Raw genomic sequence first — 17,587 nt, forward strand, 5'->3', positions numbered from 1 at the left:
TCTCCCCGTCCCTATACGGGGAGAAGTGCCCGGCAGGGCGATGAGGGGTGGCGCTAGCTTCGCAAACCGAAATCATGGCGTGAGGAGAGCAAGATGACCTACGGCTGGCCAACCCTGCTCCCCCTGATCTTCGCCGGACTGATGGGCCTTGCCATTCTGATCTACGTCATTCTCGACGGTTTCGACCTTGGCATCGGCATCCTGTTCGCCGCCGCCGAGGACACCGAGCAGGACACCATGATCGCGGCGATCGGCCCGTTCTGGGACGCCAACGAAACCTGGCTGGTGCTGGCCGTCGGCCTGCTGCTGGTCGCCTTTCCGCTGGCGCATGGCGTCATCCTGACGGCGCTCTACATTCCGGTCTTCGTCCTGCTGGTCGGCCTGATCCTGCGCGGCGTCGCCTTCGATTTCCGCGCCAAGGTGCCGGCGGGGAAGAAACATCGCTGGAACCGTATTTTCTTCCTGGGCTCGCTCATCGCCTCGCTGGCGCAAGGCTATATGCTGGGCGTCTACGTGCTCGGCCTCGATGTCGGGCCAGGCGGCATGGCGTTTGGCGTGCTGGTGGCGTTCTGCCTGGCGGCGGCCTACGCGGCGATGGGCTCCGCCTGGGTGATCTACAAGACCGAAGGCGCGCTGCAGAAGAAGGCGGTGCTCTGGCTGCGCACCGCCCTGGTGCTGACCGCGCTCGGCATGGCCGCCGTATCGCTGGCGACGCCGTTCGCCAGCCCGCGCATCTTCGCCAAATGGTTCGTCTGGCCTGAGATGCTCTATCTGTCGCCGCTGCCGATCCTGTCGGCGCTGCTGTTTGCCTGGCTGTGGCGGCAGACCTTCCATCTGCCGAGGCCTGACGATCGCCATTCGCTGACGCCGTTCCTGACGCTGGCCGCCATCTTCGCGCTCGGCTTTGCCGGCCTGGCCTGGTCGTTCTATCCCTATGTGGTGCCCGATCGCCTGACCATCTGGCAGGCGGCGTCGGCGCCCGAAAGCCTGGCGATCATCCTGGCCGGCACCGTGGTGGTGCTGCCGGTCATCATCTTCTATTCGTTCTATGCCTACCGCGTGTTCGGCGGCAAGGCGACGGATCTGACTTATGATTGAGGGATCCCGGCAGGACCCCCCTCTGCCCTGCAGGACAGAGGGGGGCGCTGGCCCGCCGGCATTTCGAGGCGAGCGCCGCTCAGCTCAGTTGCTCGCCGACAGCACCAGCACCGGCTTTTCGCTGTAAAGCGCCGGGAACAGCGTCTTCAAATTCGCCACCTTGGGCAGGTCGTTGTAGACGATGTAGGGATAGGTCGGGTTCAGCGTCAAAAAGTCCTGGTGGTAGGTCTCGGCCGGATAGAAGGTCTTGCCGGTCTCCAGCGTGGTGACGATCGGCTCGCCGAACACTTTGGCCTTGTCGAGCTGGGCGATGTAGCTCTGCGCGATTTTCTTCTGGGCGTCGTTTTCGGCGAAGATCGTCGAGCGGTACTGGGTGCCCGAGTCCGGACCCTGGTAGTTGAGCTGGGTCGGGTTGTGGGCGACCGAGAAATAGACCTGCAGCAGCTGGCCGTAAGTGACCTTGGACGGATCATAGGTGATCTCGACGGACTCTGCGTGGCCGGTGCGGCCGGTGCCGACCGTCTCGTAGACGGCGTCGTCCTTGGCGCCGCCGGTATAGCCCGAGACCGCCTTGCTGACGCCCTTGACGTGCTGGAACACGCCCTGCACGCCCCAGAAGCAGCCGCCGGCGAAGATCGCCTTCTCTGTGCCGGTGGCCGCTTTTTCGTCGATTGCCGGCGGCGGGATCTTCACGGCATCCTCGGCGGAGATGGCCGGCGTCAGCCAGAAGGCGGCGCCCGCGACGGCAAGGGCGAGTGCGGCGAGCGCCCCCCGGACAAAGCCTGTCGAACGTTTGTTGATAGTGGTCATGGTTGCACTCCTCATGGCTTCCATTTGGGATCAGTCTATTGGATCAGCTACGGTGGCGCGATGCGTGAGTTGCGGCGGAGGCTCACATTCGCGTGCGCCTGCGGACTTTCTGTTTCGACCTCGTTGCCGAAGCAAAACCGCTTCAAGCCTTTCCCGGGGCTTCAGCAACTGTCCCCGGCTGGACAGGGAGCCCGCCAGGGACAGAAGGCCACGCACCAATCTCAATTGGCGGTGGCATCCGTTGCCGGCTTCATCGCGTCGGTCGCCGGTTTCATCGCATCCGTGGCAGGCTTCATGGCGTCCGTAGCGGGCTTCATGGCGTTGGTCGCCATCGGGTCGGCCGGCTTCATCGCGTCGGTTGCCGGCTTCATGGCGTCCGCGGCCGGCGCCATGGCGTTGGCGGCGGGCTTCATTGCATTGCTGGCATCGTCGGCGCGCGCAATGCCGCCGGCAAATAGCGCCGTGGAGCACAAAGCGAGGGCGAGCGCCGGCAGCGTCAGGCGGGAGAAAGTGGTCATGGTCGGTTCCTTGGGTTTACGGGTTGATGGCACGCCCTTTGGGCGGCCGGGCTCTTGCACCGCTGCTCATGCGGCGGTGCAAATCTCTGTTTTAAAAATCTCTGCTCGAACGCGATCTAGTTGGCGGCGGCGGCCAGGATCGGTCCGCCGCCGGGCGACTGCACCAGCACGGCGGTGCTGAGGCCGCCCGAGGCCGCCGGCACATCGAGCGTCTTGGCGTCGCCGCTCCAGCTGCCGAGTTTTGTCAGCGCATGCACGACATTGGCATGCGGCAAGGTGCGGCCGGTGTTCTCGCCGCGCCCCACGGGCACCTCGACGACACCCTTGGTGTAGCGCACCAGCCAGACATCGGCATGGCCGCCCGGAGCGGCGCCGGCGCCGATCGCGACCTTGCCGCCCTCAAGCGCCAGCGACGGGCCGCCGGTCTTGGCCGTGGCCGCGATCAGATGTTCGATCTCGCCGGGTGCGGCGCCGACGACGTCGGCATGGCCGTTGACCACCACTTGCGGCGTGAATGGCCCGTCATGGCCGAGCGGCGGCTCATAGGACACCTGGCGCTGCGTGAATTCCTGCTTGCCGAACGTGTCCTTCCAGCCGAGGTAATCCCAGTAGGTGACGTTGAACGACAGCGCCAGCACGCCGGGCCGGTCCTTGACCTTGATGAGGTTGGCGTTGGCCGGCGGGCAGGACGAGCAGCCCTGGCTGGTGAACAGCTCGACCACGGTGAGCGGCTGGGCGACGGCGCCGGCAAGCGATCCGGCGAGCGCCAGCGCGGCGAGGCCGGACAGTGCGAAAAACCTGCTTGATAGGACTGGCGACATCGGCTTGCTCCGTGGGGACGACGCCACGATGCGCCGCTCATATCCCCACTTCGCCGCCACGGACGGCTTCGTTACAACGCTCACCGGTTTGTGATTGAAGAGCGCTCTGCCCTGCGCGCCTCAGAGATTGGCGAACACGGTCGCCAGCTCCAATCTCACCCACGAGGGGAGATCGGCAGCGTCACTGTGTCAGCAGCGTGTCGGATGCCCGCTTGTTAAAGGCGCACTTGCCCATCACGCTGTAAAAGAAGTCGGCGTTCGTAACGTCTGGAAGTGGGGGATTGTTGCCGCCGTCTTCCCATGCCTGGTCGCTGGTCTCGCTGCAGGGCACAGCGCCGAAGATGTCGACGATTGTGTTGCTGTTGACCTCGACGGGGAGGTATTTGGAAGGGCTCAGGGCCTTTTGTGCCGCAGTGCTGTACCCGGCACCGAGGTAGAGCCGATTCGACGTGCTTGCACTATTCGACTTGAGCGGGTTGACCGGTCCGGACGGCACATCCATCTGCAGATAAACCTGATCCATCATGCTCACGTCGACTGTCGCACCACTGCTGCTTCCGGCGGAATTCGTGGTCACGCATGTCGTTTTGAAATAGATGGTGGAGCCGGTCGTACTTCCGCTTTTTGCTACCGCGGTACTCCTGTAAGTTCCCGCAGTCGGAGTGAAATCGGTTGTTTGTCCTACTGGCGTGCACACTTGGCTCTGAACCACCTTCGCAGATGTTCCCGACCCCGTGGAAATAGTGGTCGTACCGTAACCTTTCGGGTCCGCAGCGGTATAAGTCTTACCCCCGCTCGTGTAGGAATAATTATACGCCTTGTAGGCGTAGTCGATCTTCATCATCGCGGTAGGCGTCGTATTGGAGTTCCACCCAAACGGAAGGCCATACAGGGTCATGGTTTTGTTCCAGTAGCCTGAAACGTGATCGACGTTGAAGGTAGCTTCAACCAGCGCTGGTGTCTTGCTCACAGCCGAGGAGACGCCGACTGGTACGGTGTTGATCCTGGCGATCTGCATAAAAAGGGTCGGCATGGCGAAATTCGCCGAGGCCTGCGCGGTGGCAGTACCATCGGCGGCGACGGTGAAAGTGTTCAGCGTCGCGTCGCCCTGTCCACCGTTGGCCACGTAGGAAGCCTGCATCGCCACCTGGCGCTGCGCTTTTGTCGAAGCCGTATCCATCGTGGTAATCGACAGGATCGCGGCATCGAGTGCCGCTTGCTCGGTCGACCGGGTCTGCACCGCAGAGGTGTAGTCGACCGCAAAGCCTACCGCGCTGATTAGCGGGATCATGCTGAGGACAATTATGGGCGCGAACGAGCCGCTCCTCGAGCTGACAAACCTACCTGCTAACCCCCGCATGCCTTGATCCTTAAAACGAATATCTCTCCGGCTAACATGGCAGTCGCAAATTATGCTCTAACGGACTTGGTTAATGTTTATCGATTTTTCGGCAAAGTCCCGTGAAAAGCCGACAAGTTCGGCGCGTAACTTTGACGCCGGAATTGGTGCACGCAACGCGGGTGGATTCTCTTCCCCTTTATAAGATCGGCGGGTACACCCGTTTGCCCCAGGCAGCCCTTGGGCGCCAAGCCTTGCCGCCGCTTGCCGCCCCTGCTAAAGCGCGCGGCATGAGCACGCCCCTCGACCACATCCGGAATTTTTCCATCGTCGCCCATATCGACCATGGCAAATCCACGCTTGCCGACCGCCTGATCCAGTCCACCGGCGGGCTGGAGCTGCGCGACATGAAGGAGCAGGTGCTGGACTCGATGGACATCGAGCGCGAGCGCGGCATCACCATCAAGGCGCAGACGGTGCGGCTGAAATATCGCGCCAACAATGGCGAGGACTATATCCTCAACCTCATCGACACGCCCGGCCATGTCGACTTCGCCTATGAAGTGTCGCGCTCGCTCGCCGCCTGCGAGGGTTCGCTGCTGGTGGTCGACGCTTCGCAAGGCGTCGAGGCGCAGACGCTCGCCAACGTCTACCAGGCCATCGACAACAACCACGAGATCGTCGTGGTGCTGAACAAGGTCGACCTGCCGGCCGCCGAGCCCGAGCGCATCCGCGAGCAGGTCGAGGAGGTGATCGGCATCGACGCCTCCAACGCCGTGCTGATCTCGGCCAAGACCGGCCTCGGCATTCCCGACGTGCTGGAAGCCATCGTCCACCAATTGCCGCCGCCGCGCGAGGGCGATGCCACGGCGCCGCTCAAAGCCATGCTGGTCGACAGCTGGTACGACGCCTATCTCGGCGTCATCGTGCTGGTGCGCGTCATCGACGGCGTGCTGAAGAAGGGCCAGACCATCCGCATGATGGGCACCGGCGCCAAGTACCTGGTCGAGCGCACCGGTGTGTTCACGCCCGCCCGCATCAATGTCGACGAGCTCGGCCCCGGCGAGTTCGGTTTCTTCACCGGCTCGATCAAGGAAGTGGCCGACACGCGCGTCGGCGACACCATCACCGAGGACAAGCGCCAGACCGCGCATGCGCTGCCCGGCTTCAAGCCGGCGCAGCCGGTGGTGTTCTGCGGCCTGTTCCCGGTCGACGCCGCCGATTTCGAGGATCTGCGCGCCGCCGTCGGCAAGTTGCGCCTCAACGACGCTTCCTTCTCTTATGAGATGGAAACCTCCGCCGCGCTCGGCTTCGGCTACCGCTGCGGCTTCCTTGGCCTGCTGCATCTCGAAATCATCCAGGAGCGGCTGGAGCGCGAGTTCAACCTCGACCTCATCGCCACGGCGCCCAGCGTCGTCTACCGGCTGCTCCTCAATGACGGCTCGATGAAGGAACTGCACAACCCGGCCGACATGCCCGACGTGGTGAAGATCTCTGCCATCGAGGAGCCGTGGATCCGCGCCACCATATTGACGCCCGACGACTATCTCGGCGGAATTCTAAAGCTCTGCCAGGACCGGCGCGGCATCCAGGCCGACCTCTCCTATGTCGGCAAGCGCGCCATGCTGACCTACGACCTGCCGCTCAACGAAGTCGTCTTTGACTTCTACGACCGGCTGAAGTCGATCTCGAAAGGCTACGCCTCGTTCGATTATCACCTGACCGACTACCGCGAGGGCGATTTGGTGAAGATGTCGATCCTGGTCAACGAGGAGCCGGTCGACGCGCTGTCGATGCTGGTGCACCGCACGGCGGCGGAAAAGCGCGGCCGCCAGATGGTCGAGAAGCTCAAGGAGCTGATCCCGCACCACCTCTTCAAGATCCCGATCCAGGCCGCGATCGGCGGCAAGGTCATCGCCCGCGAAACCATCTCGGCGCTGCGCAAGGACGTCACCGCCAAATGCTACGGCGGCGACGTCTCCCGCAAACGCAAGCTCTTGGACAAGCAGAAAGAGGGCAAGAAGCGGATGCGCCAGTTCGGCAAGGTCGACATCCCGCAGGAGGCGTTTATCCAGGCGCTGAAGATGGGGGATTGAGAAGACGGTTGGGGCGTGTCTAGTCCCCCAGCTTGGGCTGCCGCAACAGATTGATCGCAACAGTATCTCCGAAGCAAGGACGCCCTGAGATAGCGGAGCTGATTTGTAGTCTATCGCGTTCGAGCGATGGTCGCTCAACCACAGACCAAGAGCACTGCCAATATATCACGTATCCATCATAAAGATAAACTCACCTTGGTAAAGAATGAGGCGGGGCAAAAGGCCAAGGATTAGAGTTTTTCAAAAAGTGCGCCGAGGAGCGCTCTCCAAGCATAAAAGTAGATTTTCTACACGAGCGAGGAGCCGTTCGCGACCAGGGTCCCGTTTGAGGACTAGCAAATTGCTGACACATAGGGCAGTTTCTAGAAAAGGGGAGGTGGTCCTATGAGCTTGTTTCCGGAGTCCATATTTGCCGATATTCGCGAAGGCCGAGCGGTTTTAGTCACGGGTGCAGGCGTTAGCGGCCAGGCTACAAATCGATTTGGTAGGCCGATCGTAGGTACACCGCAAATTGCTAAGCTCGTCGCTGAAGCGGGTGATCTTTCATACAACGGCGAGGACGTGAAGGAGGTCTTTGATGCAATAGGCAACTCACTGGGTTCTGCGAAATACAAAAAAATATTTGAGGATAATTTTACCAATACACGTCCCAGCGAAGCTCTAGTGCAAACCTTTACGGTTCCATGGCGTCGTGTATACACGTTTAACTTCGACGATACTATCGAGAATATACCTCGTCGCCAACGTTCCCAGAAGCTTTACTTCTACAACGCGCTAAAAGACCGAAGAGTGGAGTGGAAAGGGTATTCCGATTGCCAAGTTGTTCACCTTCACGGCTCTGCTTTAAATTCTGATGTGGGATTTATATTTTCGTCCACAGAATACGCCGAGGCATCGGCTAAAAATCCTGCGTGGTATTCGCAACTTGGCGAAGATTTTATCGACTACACTGTGATATTTGTCGGAACGACTTTGAGAGAACAGATATTGTTTCAAAGTGTGAGGGCGGCATTAACTAAGGATGCGGTCCCCGGCCGTTCTTTTTGTATTACGCCGGATAGCCTTACTGAAATTCAAAGCAAATCTCTGCAAAATCGCGGCATCGTTCATATCAAGGCGAGGCTCGAAGACTTTGCTCCTGAGCTAAATAGGAGATTTCCCGGTGGCTTGCTGCCTCGAGATGTAGAGTCTAGCGGGACAGCTGCAACAGCAAGCCAGCAAAGTCGATTTTCGGAGAACGACGTCGAAGCGCTTCGAACAGTATTCCCTATTTCAAAGAAGAATATAGAAAAGAGATTTTCAACTATAGTTCAGGATATATCAAAGTATCGCAGGCGTTTCTACGAAGGGTACGGTCCAACGTGGCCCATAGTTTCGACGTCCTCCTATGCGATACTCGGAGAGTTTAAGCGCGTCAGTCAAGAAATAGATATTTTACGAAACGAAAAGAGGGCGATAGTTGTGCTTGGCGAGGCCGGTTCTGGCAAATCGACCTTCGTCATGCATTATGCAATAAATTTGGCAGCTTCGGGGCAAGACATCTCTGTATTTGAGTATACGGAGGGGGGGCCTCCATTCAAGGAGGTAATGTATTCCTTGAAGAAGTTTCGCGGCGACAAGCCATGTGTGATCATTATCGACGACCTCCACGTTGTAGCCGAAGACATCTCCGAGGTTTTAAATGGTCGGTCCATGGAAGGGGCGACTATAGTAACAAGCGCCCGAACCGGTGAATGGCATGACCGACTTGGAAAGTTATTTGGGAGCAATGTCGATACCGTCAGATTTGATAGATTTAAGAGTGAAGATGTGGAAATTATCATCAAGGCAATTGAAGCGAATTTCGCGGCCCCCGCTTTTAATAAGCTGAGCCTTGTGGAGAAAAGGCAGCGGTTTACGAAGAGCCGCCAACAGCTGTTGATAGCCATGCTTGAGGCGACAGAATCGAAGGGCTTTGAAGAGATTATTGAAGACGAATTTTCTAGAATAACCGATACCGAGAGGAGATGGCTATTCTTGATGGTGGCTATTGCAACAGTTCCGCGTGTCGGGATTAGCAAGTCTATGGCATCAACCGTTCTTGGCCACCTGAACGTCACCCAGACTTTTGATCAATTGTCTAATGGTCTTCAGGGTATTGTGGATGTCGCGAAATCCGGTAGGTATCAAGCTAGGCATCAGATATACGCCTCTGAAATAGTTCAGAAATACGCCAGTATAGCTGACATTGAAACCGTTTTGGCGGCAATGGTCAGATACTATGTTCAATTTACTTCGCCGATAATTAGAAACCTTACGAGCCATGACGCTCAGTTATTCAAATATCTGTTAAATAGTAATAATATATACCAAATTTTTGCGACCGCTGGAGACAAGAGCGGCGCTGTAAAATTCTACGCCCAATTTGAGGTGTTGCTTCAGCTGGATGGGCATTTCTGGCTTCAATATGCGCTGCTATTGAGGCGTCTCGGAAGACAGCAGGAGGCACTGGAGATGCTGGGAAGATCTATCGAAGCCTTCCCGGGAAATAGGTACGCGCAACATGCTCTGGCGCAGCAGAAACTAATTGTCGCAGCCCATCATGATATGTTTACCACATCTACACAGAAGCTTATTGACGAGGCGGTCACGACGTTGATGGAGCGGCATCATTCAATGGGTGCGGAGAGATTGAAGGGCGCTCTGGATGAGTATCCAATAGTTACTCTTGGATATTACCACATTGATGCTCTAATGTCACACAGCCAGGTTGATAAGGCAGTTGCTGCGGCGAAGTTATATTTCAGCGAAGTCGACGGCTTATTAAAGAAGTATTCTGACCCTATTTTGATGGAGTTGAGGACCCGGCTATTGACGCTGGCGTCGACGTCAGAGTGGCGCCGTTTGTCTTATAAAGGTGGGCAAATCAACTACAACTGACCTACTCAGCGAAGGTGCGTCATGGTGCGGGCGTGGTTGCCTTAGCGCTATTCCCCGAATGGAAATAGCGCCTCGTGAGCAGAACCTGCCCAACAATCTACCTGAGAGGCTGATTCTCTTCTGCTCCCTTCCCGCACAAGCCCGCATCAACGTCGTCGGGAGGCTCTTTTTAGTTGTCGGGCAAGTTCATCAGCGGGCTTCTTGATGCCCAAGAAGCGCCCGTTGGACATCGGCGGCACCTTCATGGCAAGCAATGCGCTCCGGGCGATCCGCGCCGTGGCGCTGGTGGTAGCGACGGCGCTGTTGACGATGGAGATACCAGCGGCTCGGCGATGACTGCGTCGCAACCAGGTTCCGGACCTTCCTCGCCGGCCTGCTTTGCCAGACAATGCGGCGGGACTCGCCGACCTTGGCAATAGTAACTTCCCACCGAACCACGGTCGCCTCGTATTGACATCAGCTCCACACATGCGTCATTGGAAGCGGGCAATTGGGGGATTATCCGTGAAAAAGATCTATGCGAAGCCGACGCTGAGCAAGCGCGAGAGGCTTTCGGCCGTGACGGCTGTCGCGTGTCCAGTGTCGGTCTGCCTGCGCTAGAACGTTCTTGGGAACTGGCAGGGCTGCTACTGCTGCTCGCTCTCCCGCGACAAATCCCACGGCAGGGTTGGTACGAATTCATACCAAGCAGCCACCTCGGTTGATCGCGCGGCGCGGGGCCGGTACACAAATCGGGCGGCGGACCTCTGTAAGGTCGCTAGTGGCCGGCGCGGGGCTCAGGCAATTGTCTCACCGGCATCGCGCCGGCCATCTTCCCTGAATGATTTGAGCACCGCCCGGAGTTCCCGGTGCTGACTTTCGCAGGTTGGTACCTCCCTCCGCCCGCGACAGGAAAGTCAGCGTCGGCGCTCCTCCTCGCACGGCTTTGACTTCGCGGAGGGCGTCCCCCGCTCCGTCCCGGCTTCGCCGGGCCACCTCTCCCCCGCGCAGCGGGGGCGAGGAACTCAACGCCGCGTCCGCGTCAACTCTCGATCCACACCTTCTCAAAGTGCTGCTCCAGTGCCTGGTGCTGTTCGCAGCCTTCGATGCCCTTGCGGTAGGTTCGGTAGACCGAGCGCCAGTAGGGCTGGATGATGAGGCCTGAATCGCGCAAATTCTGCTCGATCTTGGCCATGATCTCCTTGCGGGCCTTGGGGTCGGGCATGGCCAGCGCCTTGTCGAGCAGTTCGTCGAACTCCTTCGAGGCATAGGCGCTCTCGTTCCAGGCGGCGCCCGATTTATACGCCAGCGCCAGCACCTGGACGCCGAGCGGGCGGCCGAGCCATTCGGTGCAGGAATAGGGGAACTTGCTCCAGTCGTTCCAGAAGGTGGCGGCCGGCAGCACGGTGCGCTTGATCTTGAGGCCGGCCTCGCGCATCTGCGCGGCGATGGCGTCGCCGGTGCTCTTCTGCCATTCGATGTCGACCGAGATCAGGTCGTATTCGTGGTCCGCCTTGCCGCTCTCGGCCAGCAGCTTCTTGGCCGCCTCGACATCCCGCTTGGCCGGACCGATATCGGCATATTCGGGGTGCATCGGGCCGACATGGTGGTTGTCGGCGGGCTTGCCGCGGCCATCGAGGCCGAGCTTCAGCACGGCGGAATTGTCAACCGCGAGCTGGGCGGCGCGGCGCACCTTGACGTCGTCATAGGGCGCGTTGGAGACATTGAAGCGGGCGACGATGGTCGAGCCGGTGGCGATCTCGGAGTTCTTCAGCCCCATCTTGTCGGTCTGCGAGACGGCGTCGGAAGCGGTCTCGTGATCGGTGTCGACCTCGCCGGATTCGAAGGCCGACAGCATGGCGTTAGGGTCGGAGCCGTAGTCGATCCACTGGATGCCATCGAGGTAGAACTCGCCCTTCCACCAGGGCTTGTCCCTGCGCTTGACCTCCGCGGCCGTCTCGGCGTCCCATTTCACCAGCTCGCACGGGCCGGTGGTTATCGCCAGCGCCTTCATCGGATCGCCGTCGCCCTCATAGGAGCGGTGCATGATCAGCGCGGGATAATCGGCCATGCCGGCGATCAGCGAGATGTCCGGCTTCGGCAGGTTGAGCTTGATGGTGTAGTCGTCGACCTTCTCGATGCCGCCATCGACCACCTTCTTGGTGTCGGCATTGACCAGCGCGCCCATGCGCGCGGCGACCGAATTGCCGGCAACGCCGGCTTCGCACCAGCGGGTGAGGTTGTGGACGACGTCGTCGGCGTTGAAGGCGTCGCCGTTCGACCAGGTGATGCCCTTGCGCACATGCAGCGTCAGCGTTTTGGCGTCGTCGCTCATCTCCCACTTTTCGAGCAGCCAGGGCTCGAAGGAGAAATCGGTGTTCCAGCGCACGAGATATTCGTTGCAGTGGCGCGCGATATTGGACATTTCGACGCCGTCGAAGGTGCGCGGGTCCTTAAATCCCTTGACGTTCATGGCGACGCGCAGCACGCCGCCCTTCTTCGGCTCGGCGGCGCGGGCGGGCGTCGGGGCGATGCCGCCCAGCGCAAAAGCGCCGGCGGCGCTGACGCCGAGCCCGGCCATCAGCGCCAGATATTCGCGGCGGCTGATGCCGCCCGTCCTGAAATCGTCGGCGACAGGTTTGGCGCGCGGGTGAAGTTTGCGGTCGGTCAGCATGAATTTCATCGTCGTTCCCTCTTTTGTTGGTGCATTGCCCAAAGTTCCCAGCGGTTTTGGGACGACGGCATGCACGGAAACAGGCTCGCCCCGGCTGACAAGCCGACGCGGCGCGGCTGCGACCGCCGGGGCGCCATTGCCTGAGAGGGAATGATAGGGCTGGGTGACGTGGCGGAATGTTCTGGAATCCGCAGGACTTGTGCGATGCTCCGCAGGGGTGGACGGACCTGGGCGCACCACCTCTTGTCTGCCAGCCATCTCCCCCGCAGGGGATCGGTCGGATTGCGAGCAAGAGCGATGCGTTTGCCTGCGGCTTCGCGTTTCACCAGCGGCTTCCCCCACTCCGTCTCGGCTTCGCCGAGCCACCTCTCCCCCTCCGGAGGGAGAGGAAGGAACGCGCTTGGCGAGGTCGCGCCTTTCCTCTACCCCGTCGATCGGGGGAGAGGTGTCGAGCGAAGCTCGACGGAGTGGGGGTCGACCCATGGCGCGATCGGTCAATCCACCAGAACAAAAAACCCGGCGCGAGGCCGGGTTTTTCAAGCGATGCCTGTCAGCCGAGGATCAGCTCACCTGGGTCTTGGAGGACGCGGCCTGGTCTTCGGCCAGCTTCTGCTGGAACATCTGCGCGAAGTCGATCGGGTCCAGCATCAGCGGCGGGAAGCCGCCATTGCGCGTCGCCTCGGCGATGATCTGGCGGGCGAAGGGGAACAGCAGGCGCGGGCATTCGATGAACAGGATCGGCAGCATGTGCTCCTGCGGGAAGCCCGAAATGGCGAAGACGCCGCCATAGACCAGCTCGACGTTGAACAGCACTTCCTGGTCGAAGGAAGCCTTGGCGTTCAGCGTCAGATTGACGTCGAACTGCTTGTCGGAGAGCGGGTTGGCGTTGACGTTGACGTTGATGGCGATGCCGGGCGCCTTGTCGCGGCCGCGCAGCGAGTTCGGCGCGCCGGGGCTTTCGAAGGACAGGTCCTTCACATACTGGGCCAGCACGTTGAGCGACGGCTGTGCCGCGTTGCCGTTGCCATTGGCGCCGACCGGCGCGTCATCATTGCTGGCCATGAGCCACTATCCTTTTCCCCTGGGCAGTCTCGCTCACCGAATTGAATCGGGGCTGACCGAATTGAAATCGGGCGTTCGCTACCATGGCCGGCATGACAAGACAAGGTTTGCCGCCGTGTGGTTCCGAGGCAATCGGCGCGGACGCTTTGTGACGGGAAGATCATCGCCGAGGGCAGTGCCGCCCCTCACCTGCCTGCCGGTGTCCTCTCCCCGTATAGTGACGGGGAGAGGGGTGCTGTCATCGGCGCTTTCGCCAATCGCCAACGTTGCAGGATTGAGCGCCAGCGCCGCCCCAATCAGCCCTTTCTCCCCGTCACTATACGGGGAGAAATGTCCGGCAGGACAATGAGGGGCGGCGCCGGCCTCTCAAAATGGGCCAGAACGCTGCGATCGCCACCTCAATCGTCCTTCAGCCGCCGCCACGGCGAATGGAAGTACGTGAGCACCGGAAGCGCAGGAAGCCGCCGTTTGCAGGCCGGCATCACCTGAATATCGATGCAGTCTCAATCGTCCTTCAGCCGCCGCCAAGGCGAATTGTGGTCCGGGCCGCGCTTGAGGTCGTCCTCGCGCGAATAGTCGCCGTCGTCGAGGTCGATGACCTTGTCGCGCTGCCGGCGGAAGCCGCCGGCGGAGAAATTGCTGGCCACGACGATGCGGCCCTTCAGCCTGCTCCAGGCAAGGTCGCGCACCGGCGGCAGGAACAGGAGCAGGCCGACAATGTCCGTGATGAAACCGGGAATGATCAGCAGCACCGCCGCGACCACGATCATGGCGCCGTGGGCGAGCTGGCCGCTGGGGTCGCGGCCGGCGGCCATCTCGGCGCGGATGCGGCTCATGACGCCGAAACCCTGGTGGCGCAGCAAAAGCACGCCGGCGAAGCTCGAAGCCAGCACCAGTCCGACCGTCGCCAGCGCGCCGACCTCACGGCCGACGACGACGAAACCGGCGATTTCCAGCAGCGGAAGCGCGAGGAGAAAGAGGGGAAGCAGCGAAATGCGCAAGTCTTTACCGATCATTCGATTGTTTTGTCCCGCTGGCGGCCAATCGCCGCTGGCACGGAGGCTGTTAGATAGGTATGCCTGCCTTTGATTTGAATGATTGCGCCTTGCGTTCTATATGCTTTGAATGGTGAACGCTATGCGACCGCGGCCTGCTGGGCTGGACGGTCCGGCCTAGAGGCAGGGATTGATTGGCGGAAAATATGGGCTTCTTCGACTTCGGCACGATTTTCTTCCTGATCGCGGCGGTGGTGATCTTCTTCCAGCTGCGCAACGTGCTGGGCCGCCGGACCGGTAGCGAACGGCCGCCCTTCGACCCTTACACGGCGGCACGCACCGACAAGGACGCCACGCAGAAGCCCGAGAACGTCGTTTCGCTGCCGCGCAAGCGGGCGCCCGGCGAGCCGGCGCCGGCCGACGCCTATACGGCCATCGACGCCTTCGCCAAGCCCGACACCGATCTCAACAAGGGCCTGCGCGCGATCAAGGACAATGACCCCTCCTTCGATCCCAAGGGGTTCGTCGACGGCGCCAAGATGGCCTATGAGATGATCGTCATGGCCTATGCCGACGGCGACCGCAAAACGCTGAAGAACCTGCTGTCGCGCGAGGTCTATGACGGCTTCGTCGCCGCGATCGGCGAGCGCGAGGCCAAGTCGGAAAAGATCCAGTCCTCCTTCGTCGGCATCGACAAGGCCGACATCGTCTCGGCCGAGATGAAGGGCGGCGAGGCGCATGTGACACTGCGCATCGTCAGCGAGCTGATCTCGGCGACGCGCGACCAGGCCGGCACGGTGATCGACGGCGATCCCGAGACGGTGGCCGAGGTCAAGGATGTCTGGACCTTCGCCCGCGACACACGCTCGCGCGATCCGAACTGGAAGCTCGTCGCCACCGAAGAAGAAGACTGAGTCCAGCAAAGGCAGGCTCCGGTGTCGCTGTCGCCTCTCCTCGTTGAAAGGTCCTTCGGCGACCTGCCCGGCTGGGGCGACGACGACCATCTGCCGGCTTTCGCCGCCTTTGCCCGGTCCGCCTTCCATGTGCCGGTAAAACCCTATCGCAGCGGCGCGCTGGGCGTCGACTTCGGCGCCTTCGCCGAGGCCTATGCGCAAGCACGCGAAGCCCCCGCCGCCAGTTCGTCCGAAGCGAGCGCCTTCTTCGAGCGCCATTTTGTCCCCATGCTGGTCCGGCCCGAAACCGGCGCCGGCCTCGTCACCGGTTTCTACGAACCGCAAGTCGAGGCCTCGCCGGTGCGGACGGAGCATTTTGCCGTGCCGCTGCTGTCGCGTCCGGCCGATCTCATCGATGTCGACGACGCCACCCGGCCCGCCGGGATGGATCCTTACCTCGCCTTCGCGCGCCGGACCGTCGATGGGCTGGCCGAATATCCCGACCGTGGCGCGATCGAGCGCGGCGCGCTCGCCGGCCAGGGGCTGGAGATCGCCTGGCTGGCAGACAAGGTCGATGCCTTCTTCATCCATGTCCAAGGCGCGGCCCGGCTTGCCATGACCGACGGGCGGCTTTGCCGCGTCACCTACGCCGCCAAGTCAGGCCAGCGGTTTACGGGCCCCGGCAAAATCCTGAGCGGGCTCGGCGAAATCCCGCTGGCCGAAGTGACGATGCAGTCGATCCGCGCCTGGTTCAAGGCGCATCCTGGGCAGGTCGACGAGATCCTGTGGCAGAACCGCTCCTACATCTTCTTCCGCGAGGCTGCAGTGGATGATGCCGCGCTTGGCCCGATCGCGGCCGCCAAGGTGCCGCTGACGCCGGGCCGCTCGATGGCCGTCGACCGGCTGCTGCACACATTCGGCACGCCTTTTTACATCGACGCGCCGACGCTCACCGCCTTCGACAAAAACCCGTTTCGGCGGCTGATGATCGCGCAGGACACCGGCTCGGCCATAACAGGGCCGGCGCGTGGGGACCTGTTCGCCGGCTCGTGCGATGCCGCCGGCGAGATCGCCGGCGTGGTGCGCAATGCCGCCGATTTTTATGCGCTGGTGCCGCGCGTGCTGGCCGGGGGCGCGAGATGAGCAAGCGCGGGGATAAACTCAGCGACGACGACCGGGTGCTGTGGAACCTGGTGGCGCGCACCGCCAAGCCGCTCAAGGGCCGCGCCGCCGTCGACATTCCGGACATGGCCGTCGATGCCAGGCCGGCGCCGGCGCAGCCGGTCCAGCCCGCCGCCAATGCGCCGGGCGCGGCAAAACCGAAAATCCAGCATGTCACGCACCGGCTCGACGAGCCGACGCTGGACAAGCTGCAAAAGGGCCGGCTGCCGATCGAGGGCCGCGTCGACTTGCACGGCATGACGCAGGACGAGGCCTATTCGCTGCTGTTCTCGTTCCTGCACCGGGCGCATGCCGGCGGCGTCCGCTATGTGCTGGTCATCACCGGCAAGGGGTCTTCCTCGGGCGGCGATGGCATCTTGCGGCGCGCCGTCCCGGCCTGGCTGTCGACACCCGCGTTCCGGCCGCTGGTCTCCAGCCACGACCATGCCGCCCGCAACCATGGCGGCTCGGGCGCGCTTTATATCAGGCTGCGGCGGGCGCGCTCGTGACGCCGTTCGGCGAGCGGCTGCGGGCGCTGCGGGCCGAGCGCGGCGTCAGCCAGAAGGACATGGCGGCGGCGATCGGCGTCAGCGCCGCCTATCTCTCGGCGCTCGAGCATGGCCGGCGCGGCGCGCCGACCTGGACGCTGATCCAGAAGATCATCGGTTATTTCAACATCATCTGGGACGATGCCGAGGAGCTGGCGCGGCTGGCCGAAACCTCGCATCCGCGGGTGAAACTCGATACGTCGGGCCTGTCCCCCGCCGCCACCGAGCTCGCCAATCTTCTGGCCGAGACCATCGAGAAACTCGATGAGGCCGAGCTTCTGCGCATCACCGCGTCGATCCGCGCGGCGCTGGGCCAGCGATCGTAGAAGACAGCGCCCGCCGGCGAGCAGCCGGCGGGCAGCCGTGGTGCGATCAATTCTTGCCGGCCGTGCTGCCGCCATTGCCGCCACGACCATGGTCGCCATGGCCCTGGCCGCCATTTCCACCGCCCAGGCAGTCCGACGCGCCGGCCTCGCCGCAACAGCGGCCGGCCCACAAATCGTTGAGGTTGCTGTTGGCGCAGCTTGGAATGGTCTGCCCGGCCAGAGCTGATCCGGTCAGGGCCGAAACGGCGGCCGCGGCGAGAAGCGTGTTGCGCAAAAAAGCGGTCATTTGAAGTCTCCATGATTTGGGTTTCTATCGTTCACGGCTATGTGTCGCCGGGCGAACGGAAA

At 61.6% G+C, this 17,587-nt stretch carries 16 protein-coding genes; 8 read left to right on the forward strand and 8 right to left on the reverse strand.

Going from position 1 to position 17,587, the window contains the following annotated elements; genetic code table 11:
* The first annotated feature begins 93 nt into the window (after positions 1 to 93).
* Entirely contained in the window at positions 94 to 1,098 is a 1,005-nt protein-coding gene (locus LB557_RS27270) for a cytochrome d ubiquinol oxidase subunit II (protein ID WP_224644019.1), read from the forward strand.
* Positions 1,099 to 1,182: 84 nt separating this feature from the next.
* On the opposite strand, the gene msrA is transcribed toward LB557_RS27270, so the two are convergent.
* From msrA to LB557_RS27290, 4 genes are all read right to left on the reverse strand, one after another.
* The gene (gene msrA / locus LB557_RS27275; RefSeq protein WP_015314746.1) at positions 1,183 to 1,908 is read right to left on the reverse strand and encodes a peptide-methionine (S)-S-oxide reductase MsrA; all 726 of its coding nucleotides are present in this window, start codon (positions 1,906 to 1,908) and stop codon (positions 1,183 to 1,185) included.
* A gap of 221 nt (positions 1,909 to 2,129) precedes the next feature.
* Positions 2,130 to 2,426: a hypothetical protein gene (locus LB557_RS27280; protein WP_015314745.1), complete on the reverse strand. Its 297-nt coding sequence runs from the start codon at positions 2,424 to 2,426 to the stop codon at positions 2,130 to 2,132.
* A 116-nt stretch (positions 2,427 to 2,542) separates the two neighbouring features.
* Positions 2,543 to 3,247 carry a DUF1223 domain-containing protein gene (locus LB557_RS27285; RefSeq protein ID WP_224644020.1) on the reverse strand — a complete coding sequence of 235 codons (705 nt, stop codon included), beginning with the start codon at positions 3,245 to 3,247 and terminating at the stop codon, positions 2,543 to 2,545.
* A gap of 181 nt (positions 3,248 to 3,428) precedes the next feature.
* Positions 3,429 to 4,607 carry a TadE/TadG family type IV pilus assembly protein gene (locus tag LB557_RS27290; RefSeq protein WP_224524756.1) on the reverse strand — a complete coding sequence of 393 codons (1,179 nt, stop codon included), beginning with the start codon at positions 4,605 to 4,607 and terminating at the stop codon, positions 3,429 to 3,431.
* A gap of 269 nt (positions 4,608 to 4,876) precedes the next feature.
* Between LB557_RS27290 and lepA the strand changes: the two genes are divergently transcribed.
* From lepA to LB557_RS31660, 3 genes are all read left to right on the forward strand, one after another.
* A complete protein-coding gene (gene lepA, locus LB557_RS27295; protein ID WP_140712023.1) occupies positions 4,877 to 6,682 on the forward strand; it encodes a translation elongation factor 4 in 1,806 nt (601 codons plus the stop codon).
* A gap of 384 nt (positions 6,683 to 7,066) precedes the next feature.
* A complete protein-coding gene (locus LB557_RS27300) occupies positions 7,067 to 9,601 on the forward strand; it encodes an SIR2 family protein (RefSeq protein ID WP_224644021.1) in 2,535 nt (844 codons plus the stop codon).
* Between the two features lie 204 nt (positions 9,602 to 9,805).
* A complete protein-coding gene (locus tag LB557_RS31660; protein WP_263496857.1) occupies positions 9,806 to 9,937 on the forward strand; it encodes a hypothetical protein in 132 nt (43 codons plus the stop codon).
* Between the two features lie 685 nt (positions 9,938 to 10,622).
* Here the strand turns inward: LB557_RS31660 and LB557_RS27305 are convergent.
* The 3 genes from LB557_RS27305 to LB557_RS27315 form a co-directional block, all read right to left on the reverse strand.
* On the reverse strand, positions 10,623 to 12,263 hold the full coding sequence (locus LB557_RS27305) for an ABC transporter substrate-binding protein (RefSeq protein ID WP_224644022.1): 1,641 nt from the start codon (positions 12,261 to 12,263) through the stop codon (positions 10,623 to 10,625).
* 552 nt (positions 12,264 to 12,815) lie between these two features.
* The gene (secB, locus tag LB557_RS27310) at positions 12,816 to 13,316 is read right to left on the reverse strand and encodes a protein-export chaperone SecB (RefSeq protein ID WP_015314738.1); all 501 of its coding nucleotides are present in this window, start codon (positions 13,314 to 13,316) and stop codon (positions 12,816 to 12,818) included.
* A 503-nt stretch (positions 13,317 to 13,819) separates the two neighbouring features.
* Positions 13,820 to 14,317, reverse strand: coding sequence for an FxsA family protein (locus LB557_RS27315; protein ID WP_318013382.1), 498 nt, complete (start codon positions 14,315 to 14,317; stop codon positions 13,820 to 13,822).
* Between the two features lie 200 nt (positions 14,318 to 14,517).
* Here LB557_RS27315 and LB557_RS27320 point away from each other — a divergent pair, with 200 nt between their 5' ends.
* From LB557_RS27320 to LB557_RS27335, 4 genes are read left to right on the forward strand one after another with little or no spacing between them, the layout of a single operon-like run.
* Complete coding sequence (locus tag LB557_RS27320; RefSeq protein WP_224644024.1) at positions 14,518 to 15,225, forward strand: Tim44/TimA family putative adaptor protein; 708 nt, start codon at positions 14,518 to 14,520, stop codon at positions 15,223 to 15,225.
* 21 nt (positions 15,226 to 15,246) lie between these two features.
* Positions 15,247 to 16,347 carry a murein transglycosylase A gene (locus LB557_RS27325; RefSeq protein WP_224713131.1) on the forward strand — a complete coding sequence of 367 codons (1,101 nt, stop codon included), beginning with the start codon at positions 15,247 to 15,249 and terminating at the stop codon, positions 16,345 to 16,347.
* Positions 16,344 to 16,874 (forward strand): Smr/MutS family protein, encoded by a 531-nt coding sequence (locus LB557_RS27330; protein WP_224644027.1) that lies wholly within the window; start codon positions 16,344 to 16,346, stop codon positions 16,872 to 16,874. Before LB557_RS27325 ends, LB557_RS27330 begins: the two co-directional genes overlap by 4 nt.
* Positions 16,871 to 17,239, forward strand: coding sequence for a helix-turn-helix domain-containing protein (locus LB557_RS27335; protein WP_224644028.1), 369 nt, complete (start codon positions 16,871 to 16,873; stop codon positions 17,237 to 17,239). Before LB557_RS27330 ends, LB557_RS27335 begins: the two co-directional genes overlap by 4 nt.
* Before the next feature lie 46 nt (positions 17,240 to 17,285).
* Here the strand turns inward: LB557_RS27335 and LB557_RS27340 are convergent, their stop codons facing one another.
* A complete protein-coding gene (locus tag LB557_RS27340; RefSeq protein WP_224644029.1) occupies positions 17,286 to 17,525 on the reverse strand; it encodes a hypothetical protein in 240 nt (79 codons plus the stop codon).
* Positions 17,526 to 17,587 lie beyond the last annotated feature (62 nt).

Origin of the sequence: Mesorhizobium sp. BR115XR7A, from assembly GCF_020165315.1 — a bacterium.
Classification (GTDB): domain Bacteria; phylum Pseudomonadota; class Alphaproteobacteria; order Rhizobiales; family Rhizobiaceae; genus Mesorhizobium; species Mesorhizobium australicum.

Excerpts from the sequence above, each read along its gene's own strand:
- LB557_RS27270 (WP_224644019.1), top strand. The coding sequence starts at position 94 with ATGACCTACGGCTGGCCAACCCTGCTCCCCCTGATCTTCGCCGGACTG.
- msrA (WP_015314746.1), bottom strand. The coding sequence starts at position 1,908 with ATGACCACTATCAACAAACGTTCGACAGGCTTTGTCCGGGGGGCGCTC.
- LB557_RS27280 (WP_015314745.1), bottom strand. The coding sequence starts at position 2,426 with ATGACCACTTTCTCCCGCCTGACGCTGCCGGCGCTCGCCCTCGCTTTG.
- LB557_RS27285 (WP_224644020.1), bottom strand. The coding sequence starts at position 3,247 with ATGTCGCCAGTCCTATCAAGCAGGTTTTTCGCACTGTCCGGCCTCGCC.
- LB557_RS27290 (WP_224524756.1), bottom strand. The coding sequence starts at position 4,607 with ATGCGGGGGTTAGCAGGTAGGTTTGTCAGCTCGAGGAGCGGCTCGTTC.
- lepA (WP_140712023.1), top strand. The coding sequence starts at position 4,877 with ATGAGCACGCCCCTCGACCACATCCGGAATTTTTCCATCGTCGCCCAT.
- LB557_RS27300 (WP_224644021.1), top strand. The coding sequence starts at position 7,067 with ATGAGCTTGTTTCCGGAGTCCATATTTGCCGATATTCGCGAAGGCCGA.
- LB557_RS31660 (WP_263496857.1), top strand. The coding sequence starts at position 9,806 with ATGCCCAAGAAGCGCCCGTTGGACATCGGCGGCACCTTCATGGCAAGC.
- LB557_RS27305 (WP_224644022.1), bottom strand. The coding sequence starts at position 12,263 with ATGAAATTCATGCTGACCGACCGCAAACTTCACCCGCGCGCCAAACCT.
- secB (WP_015314738.1), bottom strand. The coding sequence starts at position 13,316 with ATGGCCAGCAATGATGACGCGCCGGTCGGCGCCAATGGCAACGGCAAC.
- LB557_RS27320 (WP_224644024.1), top strand. The coding sequence starts at position 14,518 with ATGGGCTTCTTCGACTTCGGCACGATTTTCTTCCTGATCGCGGCGGTG.
- LB557_RS27330 (WP_224644027.1), top strand. The coding sequence starts at position 16,344 with ATGAGCAAGCGCGGGGATAAACTCAGCGACGACGACCGGGTGCTGTGG.
- LB557_RS27340 (WP_224644029.1), bottom strand. The coding sequence starts at position 17,525 with ATGACCGCTTTTTTGCGCAACACGCTTCTCGCCGCGGCCGCCGTTTCG.